This is a genomic window from Dyadobacter ginsengisoli DSM 21015 (genome assembly GCF_059568735.1).
On sequence record NZ_JCANTY010000012.1, the window covers coordinates 103,628 to 128,962 of the forward strand.

The following is a 25,335-nucleotide window of genomic DNA, read 5'->3' on the forward strand; positions in this document are numbered from 1 at the left end:
GTGTCGAAAAAAAAACTGATTGCTATCCTGCTGATCGTATTTGTCGCATCAGCAGGATATTTCCTGTTCAAATGGTCGAGGGGTTCGTCAGCAGCCTGGCAGTTCATCCCGTCCAATGCCGTAGTAGTCATTACCAGTGAGCACCTTCAGGACTCCGCCTACACCGCGACGGATGCCAGCCTCGATCTCAAAAGACTACCGCTGCTCGACATTGCCAGTGACAATCTTACCCTGCTCAACCTGCTGACCAAGGATCAGAAAAAGTGGAAGCAATTCCTCCAGGGCAAAACCCTCTCCTACTCCTATCATCCGCGCACCAGTACCGAATGGGGGGTGATCATGTACATTCCCGTGAATGAGGAGGAGACCAAATGGCTTTCCAGCCCTCAACATGCCAATATCCGCCTGCTGCACCACAACTTCCAGGATCACCGCATCACCGACGCGATCGATGCCAATTCCCGGCCATTGTTTTCATATCTGGTCAAAGACCATTATCTGATCGTCAGCTATTACGGCGACCTGATCGAAGATGCCGTACGGGCCTCTTCTCTGAACATCGGTTCATTCAGGCTTCGATCGCGTTTTTCCAACAGCGATGACTCGGATTATGGAACCAGCGTTTACCTGCGCTCGGACGCGTGGAAATCCGTGGTCTCGGTGAATGACGCCGGCACATTGACCGAGTTTGGGAAAGGCTTTCCGGCCTACCAGGATTTTCACATAGAAACTGCGAAGGACAAAGGCAATCTCGTGGTCAAGTCGGATGGCACTGATGCACCGGATTATTACCTGGCTGATATTCTGAAAGATATCCCGGGTGCACCATTCACCGGACACAAACATATTTCACAACAAACCTCCTTTCTCTACCGATCGGCGGCGTCTGATAAGGCCGCGTTCAAGGCCGCATTTCTCAAATGGCATAACAAATACAAATCGCCGGCCTGGGATAAACTCAATTACTACATCACGGGTGAAAGCAATCTGCTCATCGACAACCTGGGATCCGAACTGATCCTTTGCCAGCTTGAAGAAAACAATAGCATTACCGACGGTAAGATCCTGCTCGCCGAGTTCTCCAACTACGAAAAACTACGCCCCGTGCTGCAAAAACTGGCGCGGCTGGCCAACCAGGAAACCAATGTCTCGGCAGACCAGTACCAGGGCTATGACATTTATTCCGTCCCAATTCCCGAATTGCCGACAGGACTGTACGGGCCGTTGTTCACCGGCTTTCCAAGGAGTTATATCACATATATTGCGCCGTATCTGGTGATCAGCAACAACTCCCAGGTGTTGCAAAACTACATTGTGGATTATGAGAACCAGATCACGTGGAAACAGTCCCCGGAATATGACAGCGTACTCACGAACGCCAATATGGAGGCACAACTCTCTCTGATCGTTAACCTGCGGAAAGCGCAATCCGGTGAGACTACTTCGGCCAATACCAAGTATAACGACCTGACGGCCAAAATGGAGTCGATTACGCTGCAATGCCACTTTGATGGCAGCGAAGCCTATCCGGAACTGACATTCCATCCCAAAAAACGTCAGACCGCAAGCAAGGTACTGAACCGGACCTTCCTGAACATTGATATCGAATGGCCGGAAATTTTTGATACGGGCCTTGCTGCATTGCAAAATCCGATCGATGGCAGTTCGGAGATCCTGCTCACCGATAAAGAGCATAACCTGCTGCGCACCAATAACCTGCGTGAAGGGAAAACCGAGACCATTGCCAAACTAAACGGCCCCATCAGTACGTCCGCCTATAAGGTCGATTTCCTGAACATCGGAAGGCAACAGCGCATTTTTGCCACCAACAGAACGGTATATGCGCTCGACGAGGACGATTCTACGATGGTAACAAGATTCCAGGGACATTTGCCGACTACTGATGCTATTTCTGCATTGTACCTCATTGACGGTGATGATGACGGCAGTAACCGATTCATTGTCAAAAGCTCGGCCGAAGAACTGTTTGTCTGGGAGAATGTAATGAGGCCGTTGCGCAGGCTGAACCATTCCGTGCAGTTTGACAAGATCATCGGCCCGGTGGTAGCGCTGAATCAGATCGGAAACAGAGGATTTATAGTGACACAGCAAAATGGAAAAATCTATTTGCTGAAAGAAAACGGCACCGTCAAACCCGGCTTCCCTGTCGATATTCTGACCAGGGCCGAGAGTCCGTTCACCTGGGCACAAAATCCTGGCACAGGTCAGCCTGAGCTGGTCGGTGTAAGCGTATCCGGAGAGCTCATCCGGATCAATCTCGACGGCAAAATCACTTCCCGCAAACAGTTATTGCGCCCTGAACCGGGATCCAGATTCAAGATCCTTTTTGACCGTAATTCGCTGGACTGGATTCTGGTGCGGTCGGTCAATTCCAAAACGGCCATTATAACCAAGGACGGACGGGAGCTTTTTGAAATCAAGGACATTTTGCCGAATGCAGTAATCCAATATCACTTCTTTGGGGCAGACAACCGGTTTATTACCATCAAATCAGGAAGTTACACAACAGTCTTCGACATAGCCGGGAGACGTTTGGGCGATAAAGCAATCCCATCCGAAATGCCGGTTCAGTTGACTTATCAGCCTGGTTATTATAAATTGTTGATTTTCAGTAGATCCGAGAAAAAGATTCAGGTCTGGTCTGTGAAGTTGCGCTAAATAGCTATGAAGATTTTAAGATATATCGTTCTGTTCGTTGCCTGCGGGATCTGGATAGTGGGCCTGACTCCGCCGATCCTCCCGGCGCTCTGGAAAGAGGGTTTGGTAGAAGATGGCTATCAATACGGAGACCTTTATCGCCTTTCGACCCTTTCTGAATTCCGCGACCCGCGTAAGCAATGTACTGACTACACCCCGCCTGCGCGCACGCCCTCCACGCGTAAAGTGCATTTGTACATTATCGGGGATAGCTTTACCGAAACGGCACGCGTAGGTTCACAGAACTTTGCGGTCGACAATTACACTTATGTGAATTGGGCAGAGTTCGCGCACATTAAACTGGATACCACCGAAAATAATATCCTGCTCATTGAAAGCGTAGAACGCCACTTCCGGCAACACCTTGCAACCAAAATACAGGTACTCGTTCCCGATACGGCTACGTTCGTCCAGAAGTTCACGTCGGGTAAATTTGTTCATCGCCTCGATGACGCTTTCCGAGGCTCCTTTACGGCTGATCGGCTCGATGGGTTTCTTTTCCAGAACGACTTCGCATTACGGATAAAAGAATGGAAATCCGATTTCAACCATCGCCTTTTCCAGCGTGTCAACCCGAGTGTTACGCTAGTGAACGACGACCGCGACATTGTTTACTACCTGGATACAGACACGCCCGAAGTTACTTCGTCTTTCACTCCGGTGCGCCCCACGGAACTGGACTCGATCATGACCAATCTGGAAGCAAGCCGTGCATTTGCGGATTCGCTGGGCTTCAATCACGTAGTCCTGTCGATTATCCCCAACAAAGTGTCGGTGATCAGTCCCGAATATGGGCCCTACAACAGGCTTATCGAAAAAGTCTACCGGCATCCGAAGATGACTATCCCTTATATCGATGTCCTGGATGATTTTCGCCACATGGGCAGGAGTTCTTATATGAAAGGCGACTCGCACTGGACCTGTGAAGGCCAGGCTTTATGGCTCAATAAAATCAATGCATTGCTCAATAAACTGGTCGCTCAACCCACATCCTGATTACCCTGCCGCCTCCTCTTCGTTCGCAAACCGGTCGGTCAGCTTCCCGACAGTTAGTCCCTGTACGATAATGGAGAAGAGCACGACAAAATAGGTGATCGCCAGCAGCAAATCCTTGTTCAGATCCTGATCGATCGATAATGCCAGGGCAATAGACACGCCTCCGCGCAGCCCTCCCCAAACCAGGATTGTAATGGATTTCTTGCCGAAGCGCGTTTTGAAAGGAATGAGTTTAACCGGAATGTAAATTGAGATAAAGCGTGCCGAAAGCACTACCACGATAGCAATCAGTCCGGCCCAGCCGTATTGTTTCATGTCGGGAATCAGCAACAACTCGAACCCGATGATCAGGAACAGGATCGCATTCAGGATCTCGTCGACCAGCTCCCAGAATTTATCAATGTAATCGCGTTCGGTATCCGACACCATCCCCGGGTTTTTACCATAATTACCCACAACCAGACCCGCCGCAACCATTGCGAGCGGCCCCGACATATGCAATGCCTGCGCAGCCAAATGCCCGCCCATGACGATCGCCAGCGTAATTAGCACATGGACATTGTAGCCATCCACCCGGTACATCATCTTCGATCCTACGAACCCAAGTAGTAAGCCGAGCAAAATCCCTCCTATGGCCTCTTTCACAAAAAGGCCTGCTATGCCTGTAAACGAGGTATTCACCTCTTCGCCCCTGGCCAGCGCCAGCATCAATATGAACACAACAACCGCCATACCGTCATTAAAAAGCGATTCGCCGGCAATCTTGGTTTCAAGCGATTTGGGGACTCCCGCTTGTTTCAGAATACCCAAAACAGCAATGGGATCGGTAGGAGAAATCAACGCACCAAAGACCAGACATTGGATTAAAGGAATCTGGAAACCAACCAATGGTAAGATATAGTAAATCAGAAAACCGATCACAAATGTCGAAATCACTACGCTGACTGTGGAAAATATAATGACCGGCAGCCGTTGCTCCCGAAGGTCTTCCAGGTGCAGGTGAATGGCTCCCGCAAAAAGCAGGAAATTCAACATCGCGCCCATCAGGATCTCCGTGAGATCGACACTGGCGATGAGCGTTGAAATGCGTATGAACGTCCGGGGAAATATGCTGTCTGTCGCGATCAACCCCAGCGAAACCATCAATGCGATAACCATCACACCGATGGATGGCGGCAATTTCAGGAACCGGGAATTGAGATAAGAAAATACCGCAGAGAGAACAATTAAGGCGGAAAAGGAATAATACAACTCCATGAAAATATTTTTTAGACTAGTCAAAAATACAAAATTTCCGGGCGGCATTCAAGGCGGATAGCCTGCCAGCGGCAAACTCTAATGGTATTCTAATTTCAGGAAACGCCTGAAAATCATGCCCGACATTACAATACAAACCTCGAAAAAGAGCCTGAAAGCGATTGTTTTCCTACATTAGTAACTGAAAGTGCGCTTCGTCATTCACCATCACGCGATCATTCATGCAAAAGACATTTACTCATTTCCGCTGGCAACCCATCACATTGATTTGTATAGTCCTTTTCTACGCATGTCCATGGTCGCCCGGGCAGGCCTACGCACAGGATAGCAAGCTCAAACCGGGCTTTAACAAAGCCGAATACAAGGAACTGATGTACATGCATGTATTGCTCTATGATACCGCCATGACCAACCGGAATAAGTTCCCGATCCCGAAACCCACTCTTTTCACGTCCATTTATAGATCGCCGGTGATGGGGCTGGATAACAAATGGGAATTATGGAAAAATGACGCCTCGATCGCGGTGATCAATATCCGGGGTACGACCACCAACGCAGTAGGATGGCTGGAAAACTTCTATGCGGCCATGGTACCGGCCAGGGGAGAGCTCAAACTCAGCCATGCGCACACATTTTCTTACGACCTGGCCGATCATCCCAGGGCCGCAGTACACATAGGCTGGCTTTTGGGCACCGCTTATCTGGCAGAAGATATAGTACCCAAAATCGACTCCCTGTACAAAAACGGCACCCGGGATTTCATCATTATGGGTCACAGCCAGGGCGGCGCGATCTGCTACCTGATGACCTCCCATCTGCATTCGCTTAAAAAACTCGGAAAATTACCGCAGGACATCCGCTTCAAAACTTATTGCAGCGCCAGTCCGAAAGTCGGCAATACCTATTTTGCCTATGAATATGAAAATCTAGTGGCAGGTGGCTGGGGTTTTAACGTCATTAATTCGGCCGACTGGGTACCGGAAGTTCCGTTCTCGGTGCAAACGCTCGATGATTTCAATACGACCAACCCATTCAAAAACATCGACGGGATCATCAAAAAACAGAAGCTGATCGCACGCATCGGACTCAGACATGCGTACAAAGGGTTGAAAAAACCGAGTGAAAAGGCGCAACGTAATTATGAGAAGTACCTCGGCAAATACGCGGGTAAGATCGTCGTAAAAAACCTGCCGGAATACCAGTCACCAGTTTATTTCAAAAGCAGTAATTACGTAAGAATAGGGCCCACCATCATGCTCCTGGCGGATCAGGCATATTATCAGCAATTTCCCGACTCGGACCAGCAGGTTTTTGTCCACCACGGTATGTCTCCCTATCTGCATCTGGTTGAACAATACAAATACTGATTTTTAGTCCATTCATGGGAAAGACACTGATTATTCTTTTATGGGTCGTTGCATTCCAGGCGTCGGCCCAGTACCAGACCCGCTTTGAAACCAGCGGTGGCAAACAGACACCGACTTACGAGGGAGGCATTGCCTATTACAAGCTCCTCGCCCAACATTTCCCTCAGATCCAGATGAAGGAAAAGGGTCTTACGGATAGCGGAAAACCTCTTCACCTGGTATTGTATTCCAAAAACAAAGAATTCGACATCCGAAAGCTCAAAGCGCAGGGTAAAGCTATTCTCCTGATCAACAATGCCATTCATCCGGGTGAGCCCGACGGTGTGGATGCCTCGATGATGCTGCTACGGGATATGCTCGTTAATCCCAGCCAATTTCCGGAACTCGACAGTGTCGTGGTGGCGATTATCCCCTTCTATAACATCGGCGGCGCATTGAACCGCAACAGCACAACAAGGACCAATCAGAATGGCCCGGAAGAATATGGGTTCAGGGGAAACGCCAGGAATTATGACCTCAATCGGGATTTCATCAAAAGCGATACCCGGAATGCAAGAAGTTTCGCCGCCATTTTCCATGAATTGGATCCCGATCTCTTTGCGGATACACACGTCAGCAACGGCGCCGATTATCAATACGTCATGACACTCGACTATGCTCAAAAAGACAAGCTGGGCGGCCCTCTGGGCGACTTTAACGATCAGGTATTCCTGCCTTACATGTACAAGCATCTGAAAGAAGCAGGATTCGAGGCGACACCTTACGTAAATGCATATGGACAAACACCTGACAAGGGTTTCGTGCAATTCCCGGACTGGCCACGGTACTCCACCGGCTATGCGGCTTTATTCCATACCATCGGCGTCATGACCGAAACCCACATGCTAAAACCCTACGATCAGCGGGTTAAATCCACATATGCCTATCTGCACGGAAATATCCGGTTTCTGGCCGCCCATCGCAGCAGGTTGCTGAAACTGCGCAAGGAAACAAAGGAAGCTGTAAAGACACAAGCCAAATTCCCAATCACCTGGCAGGTCGACAAGTCTAAAAACTCGACCATCGCGTTCAAAGGCTACGAACCCGAGTACATTACGAGTGAGGTAAGCGGGCTTCCCCGGCTGCATTATGATCGTTCCAGGCCATTTACCAAAGACATTCCTTTTTACGATACCTATGTACCCGTGGACGAAGTATCGCGGCCCGAGGCTTACGTGATCCCCCAGGGCTGGCACAATGTGGCAGCTCTCCTGAAATTAAATGGGGTGCAGGTCAAAACATTGGATAAGGACACCGAAATGGACGTCGAAGTTTACTATATAGATGAGCTCGAAACACCCAGGCAACCTTTTGAGGGACATTACTGGCATACATCCGTAAAACTGCGGACTGAAAAGCAGAAAATTGTCTTCAAAAAAGGCGATTGGTACATTCCTGTAAACCAATGGACGAACCGGTACATTGTCGAAACCCTGGAACCGAAGGGCGTGGACTCCTTCTTCAAATGGAATTTCTTTGATACGATCCTGCAAGCCAAGGAACATTACTCCGGCTATGTGTTTGAAGATCTGGCCTCCGACCTGTTAAAGAAGTCACCGGACCTGAAAGCAAAGCTGGACGAAAAACGCAAGGCAGATCCTGAATTTGCTAAAAATCCCAACGCCCAGCTTGATTTCGTTTATCAGCATTCCGCTTACAGTGAGCGCGAGTACATGCGTTACCCCGTATTCAGGGCTATTAAGTAATATAAATCAGAATCTGAATCCCAGATTAAAATTGAACTCGCCGGTGATCTCAAAACCTTTTGTGCGGGTGGTACGGGAGTCGTATGTTTGCCGATCGATGTAACGCGGCCCGACACCTGCATTTAAACCGATCTGAAACCGGGATGTGATCTGGAAATTGACAAAGTTATTAACGATCATTCCCATGCGGAAACGCTCCCATTGTTCTTCGCGGCTGATATACACACCGGTTGTGGGATTATAGTCGGTGTAGTTGTTCCACCTTTTGCCAACTCCCGCGTAGAGCGTCGGGCCAACGGCATAGGTGACACGTTTCTGCCCGAAAGGATACACTTTCAGCGTGGGCGAGAAATAGTACATTTCACTATTATCTTTACCCTCCGTACCGACCGGTATGTAGTAGCTATCTGGAATAGTCATGGTAAATGGCAAAAGCAGGCCGAAATAGCCATTTTTATCTAACAACCTTTCATAACTGATCCCAAAACCGGGCCCACTGTCCAATGCCTTGAACGGCGACACATTGATCATATTTTTGCCATATTCCGGGTCGACCTCCACGGCCTTCTCTTTCCGGGTGCGCTCGGCGCGCTTGTCGATCCAGATCGTCTGCCCGTTTCCAAACTCGATCCGGCTCAGTTCGCTCTTCCGCACCACGAAATTGGCGCTGTTTTCATCCTTGCTGATTTTGTACAAAACACGGTCGATACCCACCTCGACGACCTTTCCTTCGATAATGGCCCCGTTTTTCTTAACCAGAACGTCCTGCGCATTTGCTCCCGCAAACAGGAGTAACAACAGGAATGTAAGTGTAGTAAATCTGCCCATAGCAATACTGTGTTGATGAATAATAGCCAAATGTAAATATTAGTGAATACTTTTGCGAAGTATATACACTGAACGTTTCCAAATATACTTCTGTTATACCGGGGGCCAAAAGGCTCAGACATATTACTCAGGCCGCAGGTGAAACGAATTTTTTGTGTGCGCGGCCTTTTAACAAAACCAGATGACATTTCAGGATTTAGAACTCATTGAGCCGATCAAAAAGGCTCTTCAAGAAGAAGGATACACCACTCCCACACCCATTCAGGCCAAAGCCATTCCAATTATTCTTGAAAGTAAAGACCTGCTGGGCTGTGCACAAACAGGTACCGGAAAAACGGCTGCATTTGCCATTCCGATGCTGCAATTGCTTCATGAAAACCCTGTGGGGAAATTTGAACGAAGCCGTATTCGTGCTTTGATACTCACGCCTACCCGGGAGCTGGCCATCCAGATCGGAGAAAGCTTCGCTGCATATGGACGACATACACGCGTAAAGCACACCGTTATTTTTGGCGGAGTTGGTCAGAAACCACAGACAGATGCAGTGCAGAAGGGCGTGGACGTGCTTATCGCTACACCAGGCCGCTTGCTCGACCTCATCAATCAGGGATTCATCAAGCTCAACCAGCTCGAATTCTTCGTCCTCGATGAGGCAGACCGTATGCTCGATATGGGGTTTGTACACGACGTCAAAAAGGTGATTAAATTGCTTCCCGCAAAACGCCAGTCACTGTTTTTCTCGGCTACGATGCCTCCGGCCATTGTAACACTTGCAGGGACAATTTTGAGAAACCCTTCGAAAGTAGAAGTAACGCCCGTGTCTTCGACTGCCGATACCATTCGCCAGTCGGTGTTTTTTGTAGACAAATCCGATAAAAATTCGCTTTTGCTGCATATTCTGAAAGACGAAAACATCGCTACTGCGCTGGTTTTCACCCGCACCAAACATGGTGCTGATAAAGTGGTGAAAGTACTCAGAAAAGCAGGCGTGACTTCGGAGGCGATTCATGGTAACAAATCACAAAGCGCGCGTCAGAATGCGTTGAAGAATTTCAAAAGCCAGACTACGCGTGTACTGGTGGCAACGGACATTGCTGCACGGGGGATCGACGTGGATGACCTGACGCACGTGATCAACTACGAAATCCCAAATATCCCCGAAACCTATGTGCACCGGATCGGTCGTACAGGGCGCGCGGGAGCGAAAGGCATTGCATTGTCATTCTGCGACCGGGAAGAGAAGGTGTTTCTGCGCGACATTCACAAGCTGATCGCGAAGAATATACCAGTAGTGAACGACCATCCCTACGCAATAGGCAGATAATAACACCCGTCATGGCGAGAAAGAATTTCGCAGATATCGATCTCCGGGAGGCTCTGGCAATATCCAAACGCCCGGATGCCATCCTGGTGGATGTGAGAGAGAACTGGGAATTTGAGGAATTCAACGAAGGCGGGCTGAACATCCCGCTGGCCGAAATAAGGGAGAAACGCCAGATCGTGGCGCCGTATCATACTATTGTGGTGATCTGTACCAATGGCGTGCGGAGTAAAGTGGCGGCCATGGATTATTGCCGCATTCCCGAATGGGCCGACAAAGAAATATACCACGTAAAAGGTGGCATTATTGAATCAGAGTAAACCAGGCAGGCTGTAATGGCCTGCCTGGTTTATTATTATATGATCAGATTTCCTTCAAACACCCGCACTGCCGGACCTATCAGGAACACATCCTCGAACCGTCCTTCGCCTGCCTCGCGGTAAGCTACCTCTAGCGACCCACCAATCGTTTCTACTTTCACGGGACTTCCCCAGCCTTTCCGGATGTGCGCAGACAATGCACAGGCCGTAACACCTGTTCCACAGGAATAGGTTTCATCTTCCACCCCGCGCTCATACGTGCGCACACCCAGGTGATTGTCTTCGATAATCTCTACAAAATTCACATTGGTACCCCCTTTCGGGCCATAAACCGAACCGTAACGAATCTCACTCCCGATCCCGACCACATCCGTTTCTTCGACGGCATCGACATAGGTCACATAATGTGGCGAGCCTGTGTTCATGAAATCATACTCCTCATATTGCTCTACTCCATTCACATTTGACATTTTCAGGCGAATCGTATCTCCCGACACGGTGCCTTCATGCTCCCCGTCTACCGCAATGAACCTTGTTTGTCCTTCAAAAAGGCCCAGGTCACTGGCAAAACGCACTACACATCGGCCTCCATTGCCGCACATGCTGCCTTCTCCGCCATCTGCATTGAAATACACCATGCGGAAATCATATCCGTCTGCATTTTGCAGCAAGATCAGTCCATCGGCTCCCACACCAAAGCGACGATGGCAAATGGAAGCGATCAACTCCCTGGAGACGGGAAATTGCAGGTCGCGGTCATCGATCATCACGAAATCGTTTCCGGTGCCCTGGTATTTATAGAATGGAATGTTCATAATCATTATCAACTTTAACCTGCATGCGCTAAACTATAAGCATATGGCTTACTGCTCACTACTTACGGCCTTCCTCCAAAACAAAACCCTGCAAGAAAAATTCGCTTGCAGGGTTTTAAAATTGGGGTCCGAAGATTTATTTTCTTACTTCGATACTTTAAGCTCTTTGATACGAGCGGCTTTACCCTGACGGCCACGCAAGTAGAACAGACGTGAACGACGTACCTTACCACGGCGAATCAATTCGATTTTCGCGATGCTGGGTGACAGGATTGGGAAAACGCGTTCTACACCGATACCGTTGGAAATTTTACGAACAGTGAAAGTTTCACCGCTTCCGTTAACGTTACGACGCTGCATAACCGTACCCTGGAATTGCTGGATACGCTCCTTGTTACCTTCACGGATCTTCACGTGAACATTGATCGTGTCGCCTGATTTGAAATCAGGATACTCGGATTTACGATTTTCAATCGTAGCTTCTACGAGTTTAATAAGTTCGCTCATGACGAGTGATTTTATGGATTTAAAATGATAGCTTGCTTCCAGCGGACGGGGTGACGCCCCTTCATTCAAAACAACCTTTGAGAAAACGAGTGCAAAGCTAGCATTATTTATCTTCATGTAAAAGTCTTTACCACGTTTATAGCTAAAATATTACCCGCAATTTTGTTCTGCTTTGATCGCTGCAAAACATCTGGCATGAAGATGGAAGCACGGATGCCAAAAGTCTGAATTAAGTTCTTTTCTGAGTTATGAAAATATTCAATGTGGCGCAGATCCGCGAAATGGATGCCTGCACGATCGCCAGCGAACCGATCTCTTCCATTGATTTGATGGAGCGTGCCTCTCAGGCCTTTGTGAGATGGTTCTGCAACTTATATGTCAATACCCGCCCTATCGCGGTCTTCTGCGGCCAAGGCAACAATGGTGGTGACGGTCTGGCAATCGCACGGATACTGAGCGCATGCGGGTACGACGTTTCCGCTTATATAATTGAATACTCCACCCAAGCCTCCGCCGATTTTCAAGCCAACCTGACACGCCTGAATCAACATTTGAGCCCATCGCACATCCACTCAAAGGATGATGTACCCCAAATCGCAAAAAGCGTCGTTTGCATCGATGCCCTGCTGGGATCCGGCTTGTCCCGCCCGGTGGACGGTTTACTGGCCGATGTCATCAATCGGATCAATGCATTGCCCAACAGGGTCGTTTCGGTGGACATTGCGAGCGGGCTGTATACTGACCGGCCCAACAGCGACAGTGATACCATCATCGAACCCGACTATACCATTACCTTCCAGTTACCCAAGCTGGCATTCATGCTCCCACAGAATGCGCAGTATGTAGGTGAATGGCATGTCATCGACATCGGTTTGAGCCAGGATTACATCAGCAACACGCCTACGCCCTTCTACTACACCGACAAACGGTCGGCCGAAAAGCGGATCAGGCCGCGGCAAAAATTTTCGCACAAGGGCACATACGGCCACGCGGTGATCATTGCCGGCAGTTTCGGCAAAATGGGGGCCGCGGTACTATCCGGCCGGGCGTGCCTGCGCTCCGGTGCGGGTCTGCTCACAATGCACGTTCCGGCCTGTGGATATGAAATCACGCAAATCTCCGTCCCCGAAGCAATGGCTACGGTGGATGACGCAGACAGACAGATTACCCGATTACCCGATCTGGCGTCAGCAACGGCTGTCGGTGTCGGTCCCGGATTAGGTCAGGCGCCGGAAACTGTGAAGGTTTTGGAAAAATTACTGAATGAAGTAAAAGTACCGTTAGTCATCGATGCCGACGCATTGAACATCCTTTCCGGAAATCGCCATTTGCTCGATAAACTCCCCGAGGGAACCATTCTGACACCACATCCAAAGGAGTTTCAGCGACTTGCCGGGCAAAGTGCCAACGAGTATGAGCGGCTGGAAGACGGGCGTGCCTTCGCCTCAAAATACAAGGTAATCATATGCCTCAAAGGCGCAAATACCGCTGTAATTCTTCCCAATGGCGAAGTCCATTTCAATTCCACCGGTAATCCCGGCATGGCCACGGGAGGTACCGGCGACGTATTAACCGGTATTATCACTAGCCTGCTGGCCCAAAAATACGCGCCGGCCGACGCCGCCATCCTGGGTGTTTACCAGCATGGCCTTGCCGGTGACCGCGCCGCGGAAGCGCGTGGACAGACGGCGCTGATCGCGTCGGATGTGGTTGAGCACCTGGGTTGGTAACTTGTTTGTTAGCTCAGCAACTGATAAACCACAAATGCTGAACCATAAGCCAGCACCATCAGGTAGGCGAGCTGGATCATCGGCCACTTCCAGCCGTGGGTTTCGCGATAGACAACCGCGATCGTACTCATACACATCATAGCGAATACGTAGAACATCAGCAATGAATAACAAACCGCAGTGGTAAACATCGCGCCGCCGGTTTCGGGATTCCTTTCCTGAACGAGCCGTTGCTTGACCGTCAGTACATCCTCCGAATCACCACTGATACTATAAATCGTAGCCATCGTTCCCACAAATACTTCGCGGGCAGCAAACGATGCCAGCAATGCGATACCAATTTTCCAGTCGTAGCCCAATGGCTTGATGACCGGCTCTATAAAACGACCAAACTGTCCTGCATAAGAACTTTCCAGTCTTGCCGACGCAACCGCAGCATCGAGCTCCGCTTGTGGAAGCGTACCCATTGTTGTTACTACCTGCTGCTCGGCCACCTCCATATTGTCACCCGGGCCATAGGATGCCAACACCCAGAGGATAATAGATATTGCCATAATGACCTTACCGGCTTCCAGAACAAATGATTTGACACTTTCATACATCGAAAAGCCCACATGTCCCCAGCGGGGCAATTTATAGGAAGGCATTTCCAGCATAAAATAGCTTGGCTCCTTTCTTGGAATAAACAACGAGAGCACCCATGCCGAAAACAATGCACCAACGAGGCCCAGCAAGTACAGTCCAAACAAAACAATCCCCTGCATATTGAACACGCCAAACACCTTCGTGGCAGGCACTACCAATGCAATCAGGATCGAGTAGATCGGCAGACGGGCCGAGCAGCTCATGAGCGGAGTTACAAGAATGGTCAGCAAACGCTCGTAACGGCTGCTGATACTCCGCGTGGTCATAATCGCGGGAACCGCGCACGCCACTCCTGAAATCAGCGGGACAACGCTGCGTCCATTCAGCCCGAAACGTCTCATCAGCTTATCCATAATCACCATCACACGTGCCATATAGCCCGACTCTTCCAGGATCGCGACCAATGCGAACAAAATGGCGATCTGCGGAATAAATATGACGATCCCCCCGATTCCCGCCAGGATACCGTCCGTAATCAGGTCATTCAAAATACCTTCCGGCATCGCTCCTTTGGTCCATTCGATCAGGCTGGCCGTGCCGGCATCGATCATGTCCATCGGATAGGAAGCCCAGGCAAAGATGGCCTGGAAAACGACCAGCAAAACCAATGCGAAGGTCACATAGCCCCAAACTCTGTGCAGTAATACCGCATCCAGCTTCCGTGTCCAATAGGGTTGCTCGGTGACTCCCTCCGATTTGACGGCTTTAGAAACGATGGGTTTTATTTTTTCGTACCGGGCTACGGTCTCTTTGGCAAGGAAGTCATTCTCGTCGAATCCGTACTTCTCGATCAGCGCATCCAGTTTCGCCCTCACCGGCTGCGCCAGGAAGGAAAAATTGTCGTGCTGGCAAACGTACTGCAATGCGACGTAGTCATTATCAAGCTGATGCAGCGCCTTCACTTCTTCAATCAGACCGATTTCGTTGCCCTGGGGTTCGTAGAAGTACTGAAGTGCTGCTTTTCCGTTCTTTTCAGCCACCTGGCGGATCGCCTCTTTCAATCCCTTGATTCCCTCACCGGTGCGTGCATTGATGCGGACTACCGGTACACGCAGGTGCATGGCGAGCTGTACGGCATTCACAGAAAGGTTCATGCTAGCTGCCACATCCAGCATATTCAAGGCAAGAACAGCAGGTAGGCCCAGATCGCTTATTTCGGTAAATAACAGCAGATTGCGTTGCAGATTGGAAGCATCGGCCACAATGATCACCACATCGGGAAAATCGGGATGTTTCGGGTTGGCCAGGATGTCCATCACCACTGTTTCATCCTTTGATTTCGGATAAATACTGTAAGTTCCGGGCAGATCAACCAGCATTACGTGCTGATCGTCGTGCCCGTCAGCGGCGGCAATCCGGAACGTTCCTGATTTCTTTTCAACTGTCACACCGGGAAAATTACCCGTTTTCTGACGCAGACCGGTGAGCGCATTGAATAGTGTAGACTTGCCGGCATTCGGGTTACCTACCAGCGCAACTTTTATGTTTCCCTGTTTCAATGGAGAGGCTGTAAGCGGAACGTATTCTTTACTCTAATTCAATCACCGATGCTTCGTTCAGGCGCAGCGACAGACTATAACATCCGCCCACGTTGATGCAGATCGGATCACCGAACGGGGCAATCGCATCCAGCCGCACTTCACATCCCGGCAAACAGCCCATTTCAAGCAGTTTCAATGACATCTCTCGATCTGTAAATGACTTTATTATGCCTTTTTCACCCTTTTTGAGGTGTGAAACCGTACGAGCCGACATACGTTCCTTATTTAGATTCATTTTATTTAAACTGCAAATAAAGCACTCTCAGACCGTAAATCAAACATTACCTTTTCAATTGTGCCCACCGGTCGTCAAATCATACAAAATCATGATCGTTTTATTATTTCCCTCAGGCTTTCTGTCGTACTTTTGCAGCACGAAACGAAGTCCCGGAGCCGGGAAAAGTGGCACTGGTTACAATCAACACGTAAATCGAAAGCCGAAAGTCGAAAGCCGACGGCCCGCACCAATCACCTTGAACGAGATTAAAACCCTGATCTGGAAAGAAGTAACCCTGGAATGGCGCCAAAAGTACGCGTTGAGCGGCATGATGCTTTACGTGGTCAGCACCGTTTTTGTGTGTTACCTCAGCTTCAATCTCCGCCGAAACCAGCTCACTCCGATCGTCTGGAATACATTGTTCTGGATTATTCTCCTTTTCACGGCGGTCAACGCCATTGCCAAGAGTTTTTCACAGGAACGTCACGGAAGGTTACTTTACTATTATAACCTGTGCAGTCCGCAGGCGATTATCATTTCCAAGATCATCTACAATTCGCTGATCATGGTCCTGCTTTCGGGAATGGGCTTCCTGTTTTATGCATTTGTCATGGGTAACCCCATTCAGGATAACGGGCTTTTCGCCATTTGCATCCTGCTTGCGTCCACCGGCTTTGCGTCCGTGCTCACGCTTATTGCGGGTATCGCGTCGAAGGCCGACAACAGTGCCACACTCATGGCTGTGCTCAGTTTCCCGATCATCCTGCCAATGCTTCTGATGACGATCCGTCTGGCAAAGAATGCTTTGGATGGTTTGGACTGGTCGGTCAGCACCGATGAAATCACCACACTATTATCGATCGATCTGATAGTAATTACGCTCAGCTACCTGCTTTTTCCTTACTTATGGAGAAGCTAAATACAGCAGGTTAAAGGGCTCAACTTTAAAGTGTTAGTTTTTAAAATGAGAAAGATCTGGTGGAAAATCCTCTGCATTGTGATCATATTCTACGTGATCATCATGGGATTTATCGGTCCCGTTCCTCGGCTTGCCATTATCAATGAAAGTATCCGTAATACCTACTTCCATGTGGCGCTATGGCTTGCCATGACCACATTGCTGCTGCTGTCGATGGTATTTTCAATCCGTTATCTAATGAAGGGTAATATCAAAGACGATGATATCGCCAGCGAAGTAGCCAAATCGGCGATTTTCTTTGGAATTCTCGGTTGTCTTACCGGTTCTGTGTGGGCCAATTACACCTGGGGCGATCCATGGCCGAATGATCCGAAACTAAATGGGGCCGCCGTCGGTATCCTTATTTACCTTGCCTATTTGCTGCTGAGAAGCTCCTTCGAGGACGAGCAGCGCCGTGCCCGGATTTCTTCGGTATACAACATTTTCGCGTTCGCCGTTTTTATCCCGATCATTTACATCCTGCCGCGCCTCACCGACTCTTTACACCCCGGCAGCGGCGGCAACAGCACATTCGGTTCCTATGATTTTGACAACAATATCCGCCGCGTTTTTTACCCGGCCGTGATCGGATATATCCTGTTGGGGCTATGGATTGCTGAGCTAAGGATCAGGATTAAGCAGATCAACCGGGTTCGCGAAGACGCATTGACTGAATCCGGCAGAATCTAATCATTTTGGCCTGATCAGAGCATATTACAAACGTTTCAAAGTAAAATTTCGTTAAGGTTTAGTCCATTCATATATACAATGAAAAGAATTTCCCTCATCCTCCTGACGTTGCTGGCGGTCTCCGGCAACCTGTTCGCGCAGGCGGGCGATACGTCCGTAGAGATGGCCGACAAGCTCCGCGCCGACGGTAAAATCTGGGTCGTGGTAGCGGTAGTAGCCGTTGTTTTTGCAGGAATAGCAATCAACCTGCTCCGCATCGACTCCAAACTGAAAAAGATTGAAAAGGAACTCAATATCAAGTAAGCCTCTATGAAAAAGATACAGATATTCGGATTGGTGATCATCGCGGTTGCAATTGGCATTATCGTTTCAACTGCCGGTGACGCGAGCACTTATGTGGATTTCACCAAAGCCAAAGAAATGGCCCAGGATGGTGATAATGAGAGTATTCACGTTGTAGGTAAACTAAAAAAAGACCCCACCGGACAAATCCTGGAAATGGAATACCGGCCTGAGATAGATCCTAATCTCTTTGTTTTCACCTTGGTTGACAACAACAATGTGGAACAAAAGGTAGTCTATAAAAACACCAAACCGCAGGATTTCGACAAATCAGAGCAAGTCGTTGTCGTGGGTAAAATGAAAGACGGGGCATTCTCAGCCGAAAAGATCCTCATGAAGTGTCCGTCGAAATACGAGAACGGTAAAATGGAAACCACGGAACATACTGCAACAAAATCATGATTCACAGTACGATCGGAAATGCAGGGCACCTGCTGGTTATAGTCTCATTTGTTACAGCCATTCTGGCCACTTTCGCCTATTTCAAGGCGGGTATCGGTGCAAGTAGTCTGGAAGATACGCAGAGCTGGAAAAAGTTTGCGCGGCTCGTTTTCTGGATGCATTTAGCGGCGGTGATCGGGGTAGTGTTCTCACTTTACTGGATCATTGGTAACCATTATTTCGAATACCATTACGCCTGGAAAAATTCGTCGTTATCCTTGCCAACGGGCTACACTATTTCCAGTTTCTGGCAGGATCAGGAGGGCAGCTTTCTGCTCTGGATCTTCTGGAACGTATTGCTCGGCGCAACGCTGATCTTCACCAACCGTTCATGGGAGGCACCGGTCATGACCGTTTTTGCGCTGGTACAGGCATTTCTTACCTCCATGATTCTCGGGGTCGTGATTCCTGGCCTGGACCTGAAAATAGGATCGACGCCATTCTTGTTGCTGAAAGAGGTCATGCCCGACCTGCCTGTATACAAGATGGACCCCAATTTTATTCCCAAAGACGGTAACGGACTAAATCCACTTTTGCAGAACTACTGGATGGTGATCCACCCTCCTACGTTGTTCCTGGGATTTGCAAGCACATTGATACCGTTCTCTTTTGCAATCGCAGGCCTGTGGAATAAAAAAATCCAGGAATGGATACGCCCCGCATTGCCCTGGGCCTTATTCTCGGCATTGGTTTTAGGCGTTGGTATTCTCATGGGTGCCTATTGGGCCTATGAAACATTGAACTTCGGCAGCTACTGGAACTGGGATCCCGTTGAGAACTCGTCTATTGTACCCTGGCTCGTATTAGTGGCCGCGGTACACGTGATGATCATCGGAAGGAGAAATGCCACTGCGCTCAAAACGTCATTCATTCTGACGATCGCCACGTTTATCCTGATACTTTACTCGACATTCATGACGCGGAGCGGGGTATTGGGTAATGCGTCGGTCCATTCATTTACCGACCTCGGTCTTTCGGGCCAATTACTCATTTACCTCTTCACTTTCACGATTGTTTCGGTCGGATTGCTGGTTTATCGCTGGAAGTCGCTCCCGAGCGATGAAGAGGAAGTATCGACGTATTCTCAGGAATTCTGGATTTTCATTGGAGCCACGTTACTTTGCCTTTCCGGCTTCCAGATCATTGCGACCACTTCCATCCCTGTTTATAATAAAATAGCAGAAGCATTCGGAACCGTTCTGAACATGGCGTTACCAGCCGACCAGGTCGCCCATTACAACAAATTTCAGCTCTGGTTCTTTTCGCTCATCATTGCCCTGACAGGTATTGGCCAGTATTTCTGGTGGAAACGGACTGGCAAAGGCAACCTGCAGGCATTATATAACCCATTACTGGTAGCGCTGCTGATCAGCGCTGCGGTGATAACTTTTGAACAAGTACGGGACATCCAATATATCGTGCTGCTCACCACAGGTGTCTTTGCCATTGTGGCCAATGGCACTATCCTGATTAACATCATCCGGGGGAACTACAACCTTTCCGGTGGAGCAATTACACACATCGGTGTGGCGTTAATGCTGATCGGTATCCTCTTTTCTTCTGCCTATACCAAAGTTGTCTCCATCAATAATTCAGGGCTGATGATCTCGCGTAGTGAGGAGTTTACAGCCAACGACAACAAGGAAAACAAAGAGAACATTACGCTTTGGCTCAACAAGCCGGAGAAAATGGGCGACTATATGCTTACCTGGCGCGATGTCCGTGTGGAGCCGCGCCATATTCCCGGTTATATCCCCAAAAGCTGGGTGGATATTGTGGAAGGCGATTTCCACGCCGTTGCATTACGTGATATTGTTGTGAACGACAAAAAATACAATGCAAAGGGCGACACGATCGAAATCTTCCCGGAAAACTTCTATTACGAGATCGAATACCGTGAGCCATCCGGTAAGATTTTCTCCCTGTTCCCGCGGGTACAGATCAACCCCCGCATGGGTGGCATCGTGTCTTCGCCGGATATCCAGCGCAAGGTCGACAAAGATTTGTACACCTATGTTTCGATGGTGACCAATCCTACTGCGGAACCGGTATGGAGCCAGACCGAAAACTTCACAGTGAATCTGCGTGACACTTTCTTTGTGAACGACTATGTTGCTGTTCTCGACAATGTCGTGCGGACGGAACAGGTCGAAGGCGTCAAGCTGGGCGCCGGTGACGCCGCTGTCAAGGCTATTATCCGGGTACTCGACAAGGATAAGGAATTTGTCGTAACACCGTCCTTCGTGATCCGCGACCGCATGGTGGCGCGTAAGCCGGAAGTGAGTAATGAACTGGGAATGCGCATTCAATTCCAGGAAATCAACCCGCAGACAGGCAAATTCACATTTGGTATCAACACCACCCAGCGCGACTTTATTGTCATGAAAGCTACCGAAAAGCCATTGATCAACATCCTTTGGCTGGGTACATTCGTACTCGTGATCGGTTTTGTGATGGCGACCGTTCGCAGGTTTAAGGATTTTGTTAAAATGCGTAACAAAGAAGCTGCCGCAGATAATGCGACCAAAACAGCTGCGAAACCGAAAGTCCAGACAGTTTAAAAGTAATCTTCTGCTAATCAAATGGTTCCGCAATTCATTTGCTGAACCATTTTTTATTTAAACCAAAAACTAAGAATGTCTGCCTCTCGCTAAAGGTTTGTTTGAGCTGCGTATATACCCCGTTATTTTTGGTATACTCATTCGAACCTCTATATCATGACAGACATTCTCCACACCTCCGCATCACGCCGTGCGTTCCTGCGCCAATCCGCACTACTGGCCGGTGCTGCACTGACGACTTCCGACACATTAGGAAATGTTCTCCTTTCCAAAAAAACCAGGGTCATCGTGATCGGCGCAGGATTTGCCGGTTTGGCCGCTGCCCATGCGTTGCGCGAGAAAGGGATGGATGTTACGGTACTCGAATCGCGTAACCGGATCGGCGGGCGGGTATTCTCACATTTGATCGATCCAAAGGAAAACCTCACTGTTGAGCTAGGTGCCGAATGGGTAGGCAATTCCCACACGCGTGTACGAACCTTATGCGACACGCTCGGCATTCCGCTAATGAATAACCAGTTTGACACCCACCTGATCTACCAAAACAGATACACCCGCAGCAATGAATGGGACTTTTCGGACAACTGGAAACCCCGGTTCAAGGTATTGCTGGATGGCTATCGCCAGCTGAATGATCAGGATAAGCTGGACCTGGACCGTATCGACTGGTGGCGGTTTCTCGTCAACAATGGTTGTGAGGGCCGCGACCTGCTGCTGCGCGAGCTCCTCGACAGCACCGATTTCGGCGAAAGCATCAGGCACGTGTCCGCACTCATTGCACTCTCCACGTTTGCAGAAAGCAGTGAAAAGAATGAAATGGACCTCAAAATGAAAGGAGGTAACACACAGCTAGCCCGGAGGCTCGCTGAAAAAATCGGCCAGGATAATATACTGATGGGGCACCGGGTCAAGCGCATTGAGCAGACTACGCAGGTAAAAGTGATTTGTGACAACGGAAAAACCTTTGAGGCCGACAAACTCATTTGCGCCATTCCGACGTTAGCGATCAAAAATATCCAATGGGAACCTGGTCTGCCTGACAACAAACAAAGGGCTCTGAACGAACTGCAGTATGCACGGATCAACAAAAATGCGTTGCTTTTCAACAAGCGGTTCTGGCAGGACGAAAGCTTCGACCTCATTACCGACCAGCTCCCGCATTACTTTTACCACGCTACTAAAAACCAACCTTCCACTAAGGGCGTGCTGATTTCCTATACGATCGGAGACAAAGCAGATGTCGTGGCTAATCAAAACGACGAATGGCGCAAAGAAATGATTCGACATACGCTCGAGACTCATTTTCCCGGAGCCAGCGAGCTGATCGAATCACAAGCCAATTACTACTGGGGGACCGATCAGATTTCACAGGGGGCCTATGCGATGTACGGCATCAACCAATGGCACACACTCCGGCCTGCATTGCAAAAAACCTTTCTGCACACCGCATTCGCCGGAGAACATCTGGCCGATTGGCAGGGATTCATGGAAGGTGCCATTGTGACGGGCGAAGCAGCCGCCATGGAAATAATCGGTTCATGAGGGTCAGAAACGAAATCCCATTCGAACCCGGACAATGAGGGGCTGTCCGGATCCTGCCGTTGGTGATTGGCTTAATCCATTGGCCAAATAGAAGCTGTATTCGGGCCATGGTAGGCGAAGCAGGTCCAGCTGCCACAATTAAACATTCGGTTACATTTTACAAAACATAACAATTCCACGAGAAAGCTTTCCGAACTTCCTGCATTCCAAGCAACTTGGTGCTTATCTTTGTCCAAAAATTGTGTTTTTCTTAATTCCCTGCATACCTATGGTGTCTGAACTGATCAAATCGGCATTGGGCCGTTTGCGTATTGTTGCCTTTCTGGAAGGCGTCTCCTATCTCGTGCTTTTGGGCATTGCAATGCCCCTCAAATACCTTGCCGGACTCCCGCATGCGGTTCGCGTCGTAGGCATGGCGCATGGGGTCCTGTTTGTTCTTTTTGTGATTCTGCTGATCCAGGTTGCCACCGAAAAAAGCTGGTCATTCAAAAAATCGGCCCTGTCATTCGTATCCTCGCTGGTACCGTTCGGAACATTTTATGCTGATTCCCGCTGGTTCAGAAATTAAGTACCGCCTCCCTTTTCATTTTCCAAATTCCTACACCCCTTAAATCAAGTGCAACGTAATTTTATCCTAACCCTTTTTATTTTCTGTTTCATCATTTCCCAGAGTATCGCGCAGAAACCGAACGAAAATTATCAGTACCATATCCATTCAGCTACGTCGCCAGTCCATGTCGACGGCGTGGCCGACGATGAGGCCTGGACCAACGCCGAAACGGCCAAGGATTTTTTCATGATCACCCCGATGGATACCAGCTTCTCCCGGGCGCTGACCGATGTAAAGCTGTGTTATGACAAACATAATCTTTACATACTGGTTGTCAACTACAAACCCATCAAAGGTTCGCTGATCGTGGAGTCGCTTAAAAGGGATTTTGCGTTCGGCAAGAATGACAATTTCCTGCTGTTCATGGATACTTTCGACGACAAAACCAATGGCTTTTCGTTCGGGGCAAATGCGGCCGGTGCTCCCTGGGACGGTCAGCAAGGTGATGGCGGAACCGTCGATCTCAGCTGGGACAACAAATGGGTGAGCGCGGTCAAGAACGAGGACGACAAGTGGGTTTGGGAAGCAGCCATCCCATTTAAAAGTATCCGTTACAAGCCCGGCATTACCCGTTGGGGAATCAATTTCAGCCGCCAGGATCTGACCATCTCCGAAAAGTCATCCTGGGCTCCGGTCCCCAGGCAATTCCCTTCGGCTTCGCTCGCCTATACGGGCGTGCTCGTGTGGGACGTGCCACCGCCAAATCCCGGCCCGAACATCTCGGTGATCCCGTATGCCGCCATGCGTATGACCAAGGACCATCAGAAGGACCTTCCCACAAAGTATAAACCCACCATCGGCGGGGATGTCAAGATCGGCCTTACCCCTTCGCTGAACCTCGACCTTACCGTAAATCCGGATTTTTCACAGGTCGATGTGGACGTTCAACAGACCAACCTGGACCGTTTCGAACTCTTCTTCCCCGAACGCCGACAGTTCTTCCTCGAAAACGCCGACCTCTTTGCCAATTTCGGGTACGCTACCATCCGGCCGTTCTTTTCACGACGCATAGGCCTGGGGGTCCCCATTCAGTTTGGGGCGCGGATGAGCGGGAAGATCAATAAGAACTGGCGAATAGGCGTGCTGGATGTACAAACGGGCTCTAACGACAGCATTACGCCCCATAACAACTATGCTGTTTTCGCATTGCAGCGGCAACTGCTGGCGCGTTCAAATGTGCGCTTCATATTCGTTAATAAGGATGCAACCAATTACACGCTGGAACGGCATTCGGCTACCAGTCGCTACAACCGCAACATCGGCGCGGAGTTTAACTTAGCCAGCGCTAAAAACATGTGGACAGGCAAGGTAATGTTCCTGAAATCATTTACACCCGGCAAGTCTTCGGATGATTTTACGCACGCGGCGGACCTCAAATTTACCAAGGCCAACTTCTCCTGGCAATGGCAGCACGAGTATGTGGGTAAAAATTACAATGCAGAAGTAGGTTATGTCCCCAATGCGGTTCGAATGGGTTATTACAAGATCAGTCCCAACATCGCCTACCTGTTTTTCGTAAAAAACCCAAAAATCATCAGCCATGGCCCCAAACTGGTAAGTAATGTATACTGGGATAAAAAGGTCGATTTGAGCGACCGTGAGTTTATTCTGTCCTATAACCTCAACTTCATCAACCGCGCCACAGTGGCGGTATGGGGTTCGAGCAATTACGTCCGCCTGTTACGTCCATTCGACCCTACGAACCTCGGCGGAGCCACATTGGCAACCGGAAGTGAGCACAACTGGAAAGCCGTTGGTTTTGACATCGTTTCAGGTCCGCAAAACAGGCTTACTTACCTGGCTTCCGGCATTTTGGGCGGCTATTATCAGAACGGCAAGCGCAACAACCTGAAAGCCGAGCTCGGCTACCGCGTGCAACCCTATGTCGCTATTACCATGGCCGGTAACTACAATGATATCCGCCTGCCAGAACCCTGGAAACGCACCCAGCTTTGGCTTGTGGGCCCGCGCGTGGACGTGACGTTTACGAACAGCCTGTTTTTTACCACATTTATGCAATACAATAACCAGGCGGATAATATCAACCTGAATGCGCGTTTGCAATGGCGATATAAGCCTGCATCCGACCTTTTTATCGTGTATACCGACAACTACCTGCCGGAAAACTTCCGCGTCAAAAATCGGGCGATCGTGCTTAAATTCACTTACTGGTGGAATTTGTAG

General features: G+C 49.3%; 21 protein-coding genes. 15 read left to right on the forward strand and 6 right to left on the reverse strand.

Annotated features, from left to right (window positions below; all coding sequences use genetic code 11):
* Together BP71_RS34130 and BP71_RS34135 are read left to right on the forward strand one after the other, a co-directional pair.
* Positions 1-2,679, forward strand: coding sequence for a DUF3352 domain-containing protein (locus BP71_RS34130; RefSeq protein WP_496386163.1), 2,679 nt, complete (start codon positions 1-3; stop codon positions 2,677-2,679).
* 6 nt (positions 2,680-2,685) lie between these two features.
* The gene (locus BP71_RS34135; protein WP_496386164.1) at positions 2,686-3,714 is read left to right on the forward strand and encodes a hypothetical protein; all 1,029 of its coding nucleotides are present in this window, start codon (positions 2,686-2,688) and stop codon (positions 3,712-3,714) included.
* On the opposite strand, the gene BP71_RS34140 is transcribed toward BP71_RS34135, so the two are convergent.
* Positions 3,715-4,971 (reverse strand): cation:proton antiporter, encoded by a 1,257-nt coding sequence (locus tag BP71_RS34140; RefSeq protein ID WP_496386165.1) that lies wholly within the window; start codon positions 4,969-4,971, stop codon positions 3,715-3,717.
* A 221-nt stretch (positions 4,972-5,192) separates the two neighbouring features.
* Here BP71_RS34140 and BP71_RS34145 point away from each other — a divergent pair, with 221 nt between their 5' ends.
* Positions 5,193-6,338, forward strand: coding sequence for a lipase family protein (locus tag BP71_RS34145; RefSeq protein WP_496386166.1), 1,146 nt, complete (start codon positions 5,193-5,195; stop codon positions 6,336-6,338).
* Between the two features lie 14 nt (positions 6,339-6,352).
* Entirely contained in the window at positions 6,353-8,083 is a 1,731-nt protein-coding gene (locus tag BP71_RS34150; RefSeq protein WP_496386167.1) for a M14 family metallopeptidase, read from the forward strand.
* A gap of 6 nt (positions 8,084-8,089) precedes the next feature.
* Here BP71_RS34150 and BP71_RS34155 read toward each other — a convergent pair whose 3' ends face one another.
* Complete coding sequence (locus BP71_RS34155; protein WP_496386168.1) at positions 8,090-8,911, reverse strand: hypothetical protein; 822 nt, start codon at positions 8,909-8,911, stop codon at positions 8,090-8,092.
* A 181-nt stretch (positions 8,912-9,092) separates the two neighbouring features.
* On the opposite strand from BP71_RS34155, the gene BP71_RS34160 reads away from it, so the two are divergent.
* Together BP71_RS34160 and BP71_RS34165 are read left to right on the forward strand one after the other, a co-directional pair.
* Positions 9,093-10,235, forward strand: a complete 1,143-nt coding sequence (locus BP71_RS34160; protein ID WP_496386169.1) for a DEAD/DEAH box helicase — start codon at positions 9,093-9,095, stop codon at positions 10,233-10,235.
* A gap of 11 nt (positions 10,236-10,246) precedes the next feature.
* Positions 10,247-10,552 carry a rhodanese-like domain-containing protein gene (locus tag BP71_RS34165; RefSeq protein WP_496386170.1) on the forward strand — a complete coding sequence of 102 codons (306 nt, stop codon included), beginning with the start codon at positions 10,247-10,249 and terminating at the stop codon, positions 10,550-10,552.
* Between the two features lie 35 nt (positions 10,553-10,587).
* Here the strand turns inward: BP71_RS34165 and dapF are convergent, their stop codons facing one another.
* Together dapF and rplS are read right to left on the reverse strand one after the other, a co-directional pair.
* Positions 10,588-11,367 carry a diaminopimelate epimerase gene (dapF, locus tag BP71_RS34170; protein ID WP_496386171.1) on the reverse strand — a complete coding sequence of 260 codons (780 nt, stop codon included), beginning with the start codon at positions 11,365-11,367 and terminating at the stop codon, positions 10,588-10,590.
* Positions 11,368-11,511: 144 nt separating this feature from the next.
* Entirely contained in the window at positions 11,512-11,874 is a 363-nt protein-coding gene (rplS, locus tag BP71_RS34175) for a 50S ribosomal protein L19 (protein ID WP_496386294.1), read from the reverse strand.
* A gap of 248 nt (positions 11,875-12,122) precedes the next feature.
* On the opposite strand from rplS, the gene BP71_RS34180 reads away from it, so the two are divergent.
* The gene (locus tag BP71_RS34180; RefSeq protein WP_496386172.1) at positions 12,123-13,604 is read left to right on the forward strand and encodes an NAD(P)H-hydrate dehydratase; all 1,482 of its coding nucleotides are present in this window, start codon (positions 12,123-12,125) and stop codon (positions 13,602-13,604) included.
* Positions 13,605-13,612: 8 nt separating this feature from the next.
* On the opposite strand, the gene feoB is transcribed toward BP71_RS34180, so the two are convergent.
* Positions 13,613-15,748 (reverse strand): ferrous iron transport protein B, encoded by a 2,136-nt coding sequence (gene feoB / locus BP71_RS34185; protein ID WP_496386173.1) that lies wholly within the window; start codon positions 15,746-15,748, stop codon positions 13,613-13,615.
* Positions 15,749-15,776: 28 nt separating this feature from the next.
* Positions 15,777-16,004 (reverse strand): FeoA family protein, encoded by a 228-nt coding sequence (locus BP71_RS34190; protein WP_295930466.1) that lies wholly within the window; start codon positions 16,002-16,004, stop codon positions 15,777-15,779.
* A gap of 112 nt (positions 16,005-16,116) precedes the next feature.
* Here BP71_RS34190 and BP71_RS34195 point away from each other — a divergent pair, with 112 nt between their 5' ends.
* From BP71_RS34195 to BP71_RS34230, 8 genes are all read left to right on the forward strand, one after another.
* Complete coding sequence (locus BP71_RS34195; RefSeq protein ID WP_496386174.1) at positions 16,117-16,926, forward strand: heme exporter protein CcmB; 810 nt, start codon at positions 16,117-16,119, stop codon at positions 16,924-16,926.
* 45 nt (positions 16,927-16,971) lie between these two features.
* On the forward strand, positions 16,972-17,655 hold the full coding sequence (gene ccsA / locus BP71_RS34200) for a cytochrome c biogenesis protein CcsA (protein WP_496386175.1): 684 nt from the start codon (positions 16,972-16,974) through the stop codon (positions 17,653-17,655).
* A gap of 78 nt (positions 17,656-17,733) precedes the next feature.
* A complete protein-coding gene (locus BP71_RS34205) occupies positions 17,734-17,958 on the forward strand; it encodes a CcmD family protein (protein WP_496386176.1) in 225 nt (74 codons plus the stop codon).
* A 6-nt stretch (positions 17,959-17,964) separates the two neighbouring features.
* On the forward strand, positions 17,965-18,399 hold the full coding sequence (locus tag BP71_RS34210) for a cytochrome c maturation protein CcmE domain-containing protein (RefSeq protein ID WP_496386177.1): 435 nt from the start codon (positions 17,965-17,967) through the stop codon (positions 18,397-18,399).
* Positions 18,396-20,999 (forward strand): cytochrome c biogenesis protein CcsA, encoded by a 2,604-nt coding sequence (gene ccsA / locus BP71_RS34215; protein ID WP_496386178.1) that lies wholly within the window; start codon positions 18,396-18,398, stop codon positions 20,997-20,999. Before BP71_RS34210 ends, ccsA (BP71_RS34215) begins: the two co-directional genes overlap by 4 nt.
* Positions 21,000-21,155: 156 nt before the next feature.
* Positions 21,156-22,541, forward strand: coding sequence for a flavin monoamine oxidase family protein (locus tag BP71_RS34220; protein ID WP_496386179.1), 1,386 nt, complete (start codon positions 21,156-21,158; stop codon positions 22,539-22,541).
* A gap of 268 nt (positions 22,542-22,809) precedes the next feature.
* Positions 22,810-23,109, forward strand: coding sequence for a DUF3817 domain-containing protein (locus tag BP71_RS34225; RefSeq protein ID WP_496386180.1), 300 nt, complete (start codon positions 22,810-22,812; stop codon positions 23,107-23,109).
* A 48-nt stretch (positions 23,110-23,157) separates the two neighbouring features.
* Positions 23,158-25,335, forward strand: coding sequence for a DUF5916 domain-containing protein (locus BP71_RS34230; protein ID WP_496386181.1), 2,178 nt, complete (start codon positions 23,158-23,160; stop codon positions 25,333-25,335).

Coding starts and splice junctions, on each gene's coding strand:
- BP71_RS34135 (WP_496386164.1), top strand. CDS start 2,686: ATGAAGATTTTAAGATATATCGTTCTGTTCGTTGCCTGCGGGATCTGG.
- BP71_RS34140 (WP_496386165.1), bottom strand. CDS start 4,971: ATGGAGTTGTATTATTCCTTTTCCGCCTTAATTGTTCTCTCTGCGGTA.
- BP71_RS34145 (WP_496386166.1), top strand. CDS start 5,193: ATGCAAAAGACATTTACTCATTTCCGCTGGCAACCCATCACATTGATT.
- BP71_RS34150 (WP_496386167.1), top strand. CDS start 6,353: ATGGGAAAGACACTGATTATTCTTTTATGGGTCGTTGCATTCCAGGCG.
- BP71_RS34155 (WP_496386168.1), bottom strand. CDS start 8,911: ATGGGCAGATTTACTACACTTACATTCCTGTTGTTACTCCTGTTTGCG.
- BP71_RS34160 (WP_496386169.1), top strand. CDS start 9,093: ATGACATTTCAGGATTTAGAACTCATTGAGCCGATCAAAAAGGCTCTT.
- BP71_RS34165 (WP_496386170.1), top strand. CDS start 10,247: ATGGCGAGAAAGAATTTCGCAGATATCGATCTCCGGGAGGCTCTGGCA.
- dapF (WP_496386171.1), bottom strand. CDS start 11,367: ATGAACATTCCATTCTATAAATACCAGGGCACCGGAAACGATTTCGTG.
- rplS (WP_496386294.1), bottom strand. CDS start 11,874: ATGAGCGAACTTATTAAACTCGTAGAAGCTACGATTGAAAATCGTAAA.
- BP71_RS34180 (WP_496386172.1), top strand. CDS start 12,123: ATGAAAATATTCAATGTGGCGCAGATCCGCGAAATGGATGCCTGCACG.
- BP71_RS34190 (WP_295930466.1), bottom strand. CDS start 16,004: ATGTCGGCTCGTACGGTTTCACACCTCAAAAAGGGTGAAAAAGGCATA.
- BP71_RS34195 (WP_496386174.1), top strand. CDS start 16,117: ATGATCGTTTTATTATTTCCCTCAGGCTTTCTGTCGTACTTTTGCAGC.
- ccsA (WP_496386175.1), top strand. CDS start 16,972: ATGAGAAAGATCTGGTGGAAAATCCTCTGCATTGTGATCATATTCTAC.
- BP71_RS34205 (WP_496386176.1), top strand. CDS start 17,734: ATGAAAAGAATTTCCCTCATCCTCCTGACGTTGCTGGCGGTCTCCGGC.
- BP71_RS34210 (WP_496386177.1), top strand. CDS start 17,965: ATGAAAAAGATACAGATATTCGGATTGGTGATCATCGCGGTTGCAATT.
- ccsA (WP_496386178.1), top strand. CDS start 18,396: ATGATTCACAGTACGATCGGAAATGCAGGGCACCTGCTGGTTATAGTC.
- BP71_RS34220 (WP_496386179.1), top strand. CDS start 21,156: ATGACAGACATTCTCCACACCTCCGCATCACGCCGTGCGTTCCTGCGC.
- BP71_RS34225 (WP_496386180.1), top strand. CDS start 22,810: ATGGTGTCTGAACTGATCAAATCGGCATTGGGCCGTTTGCGTATTGTT.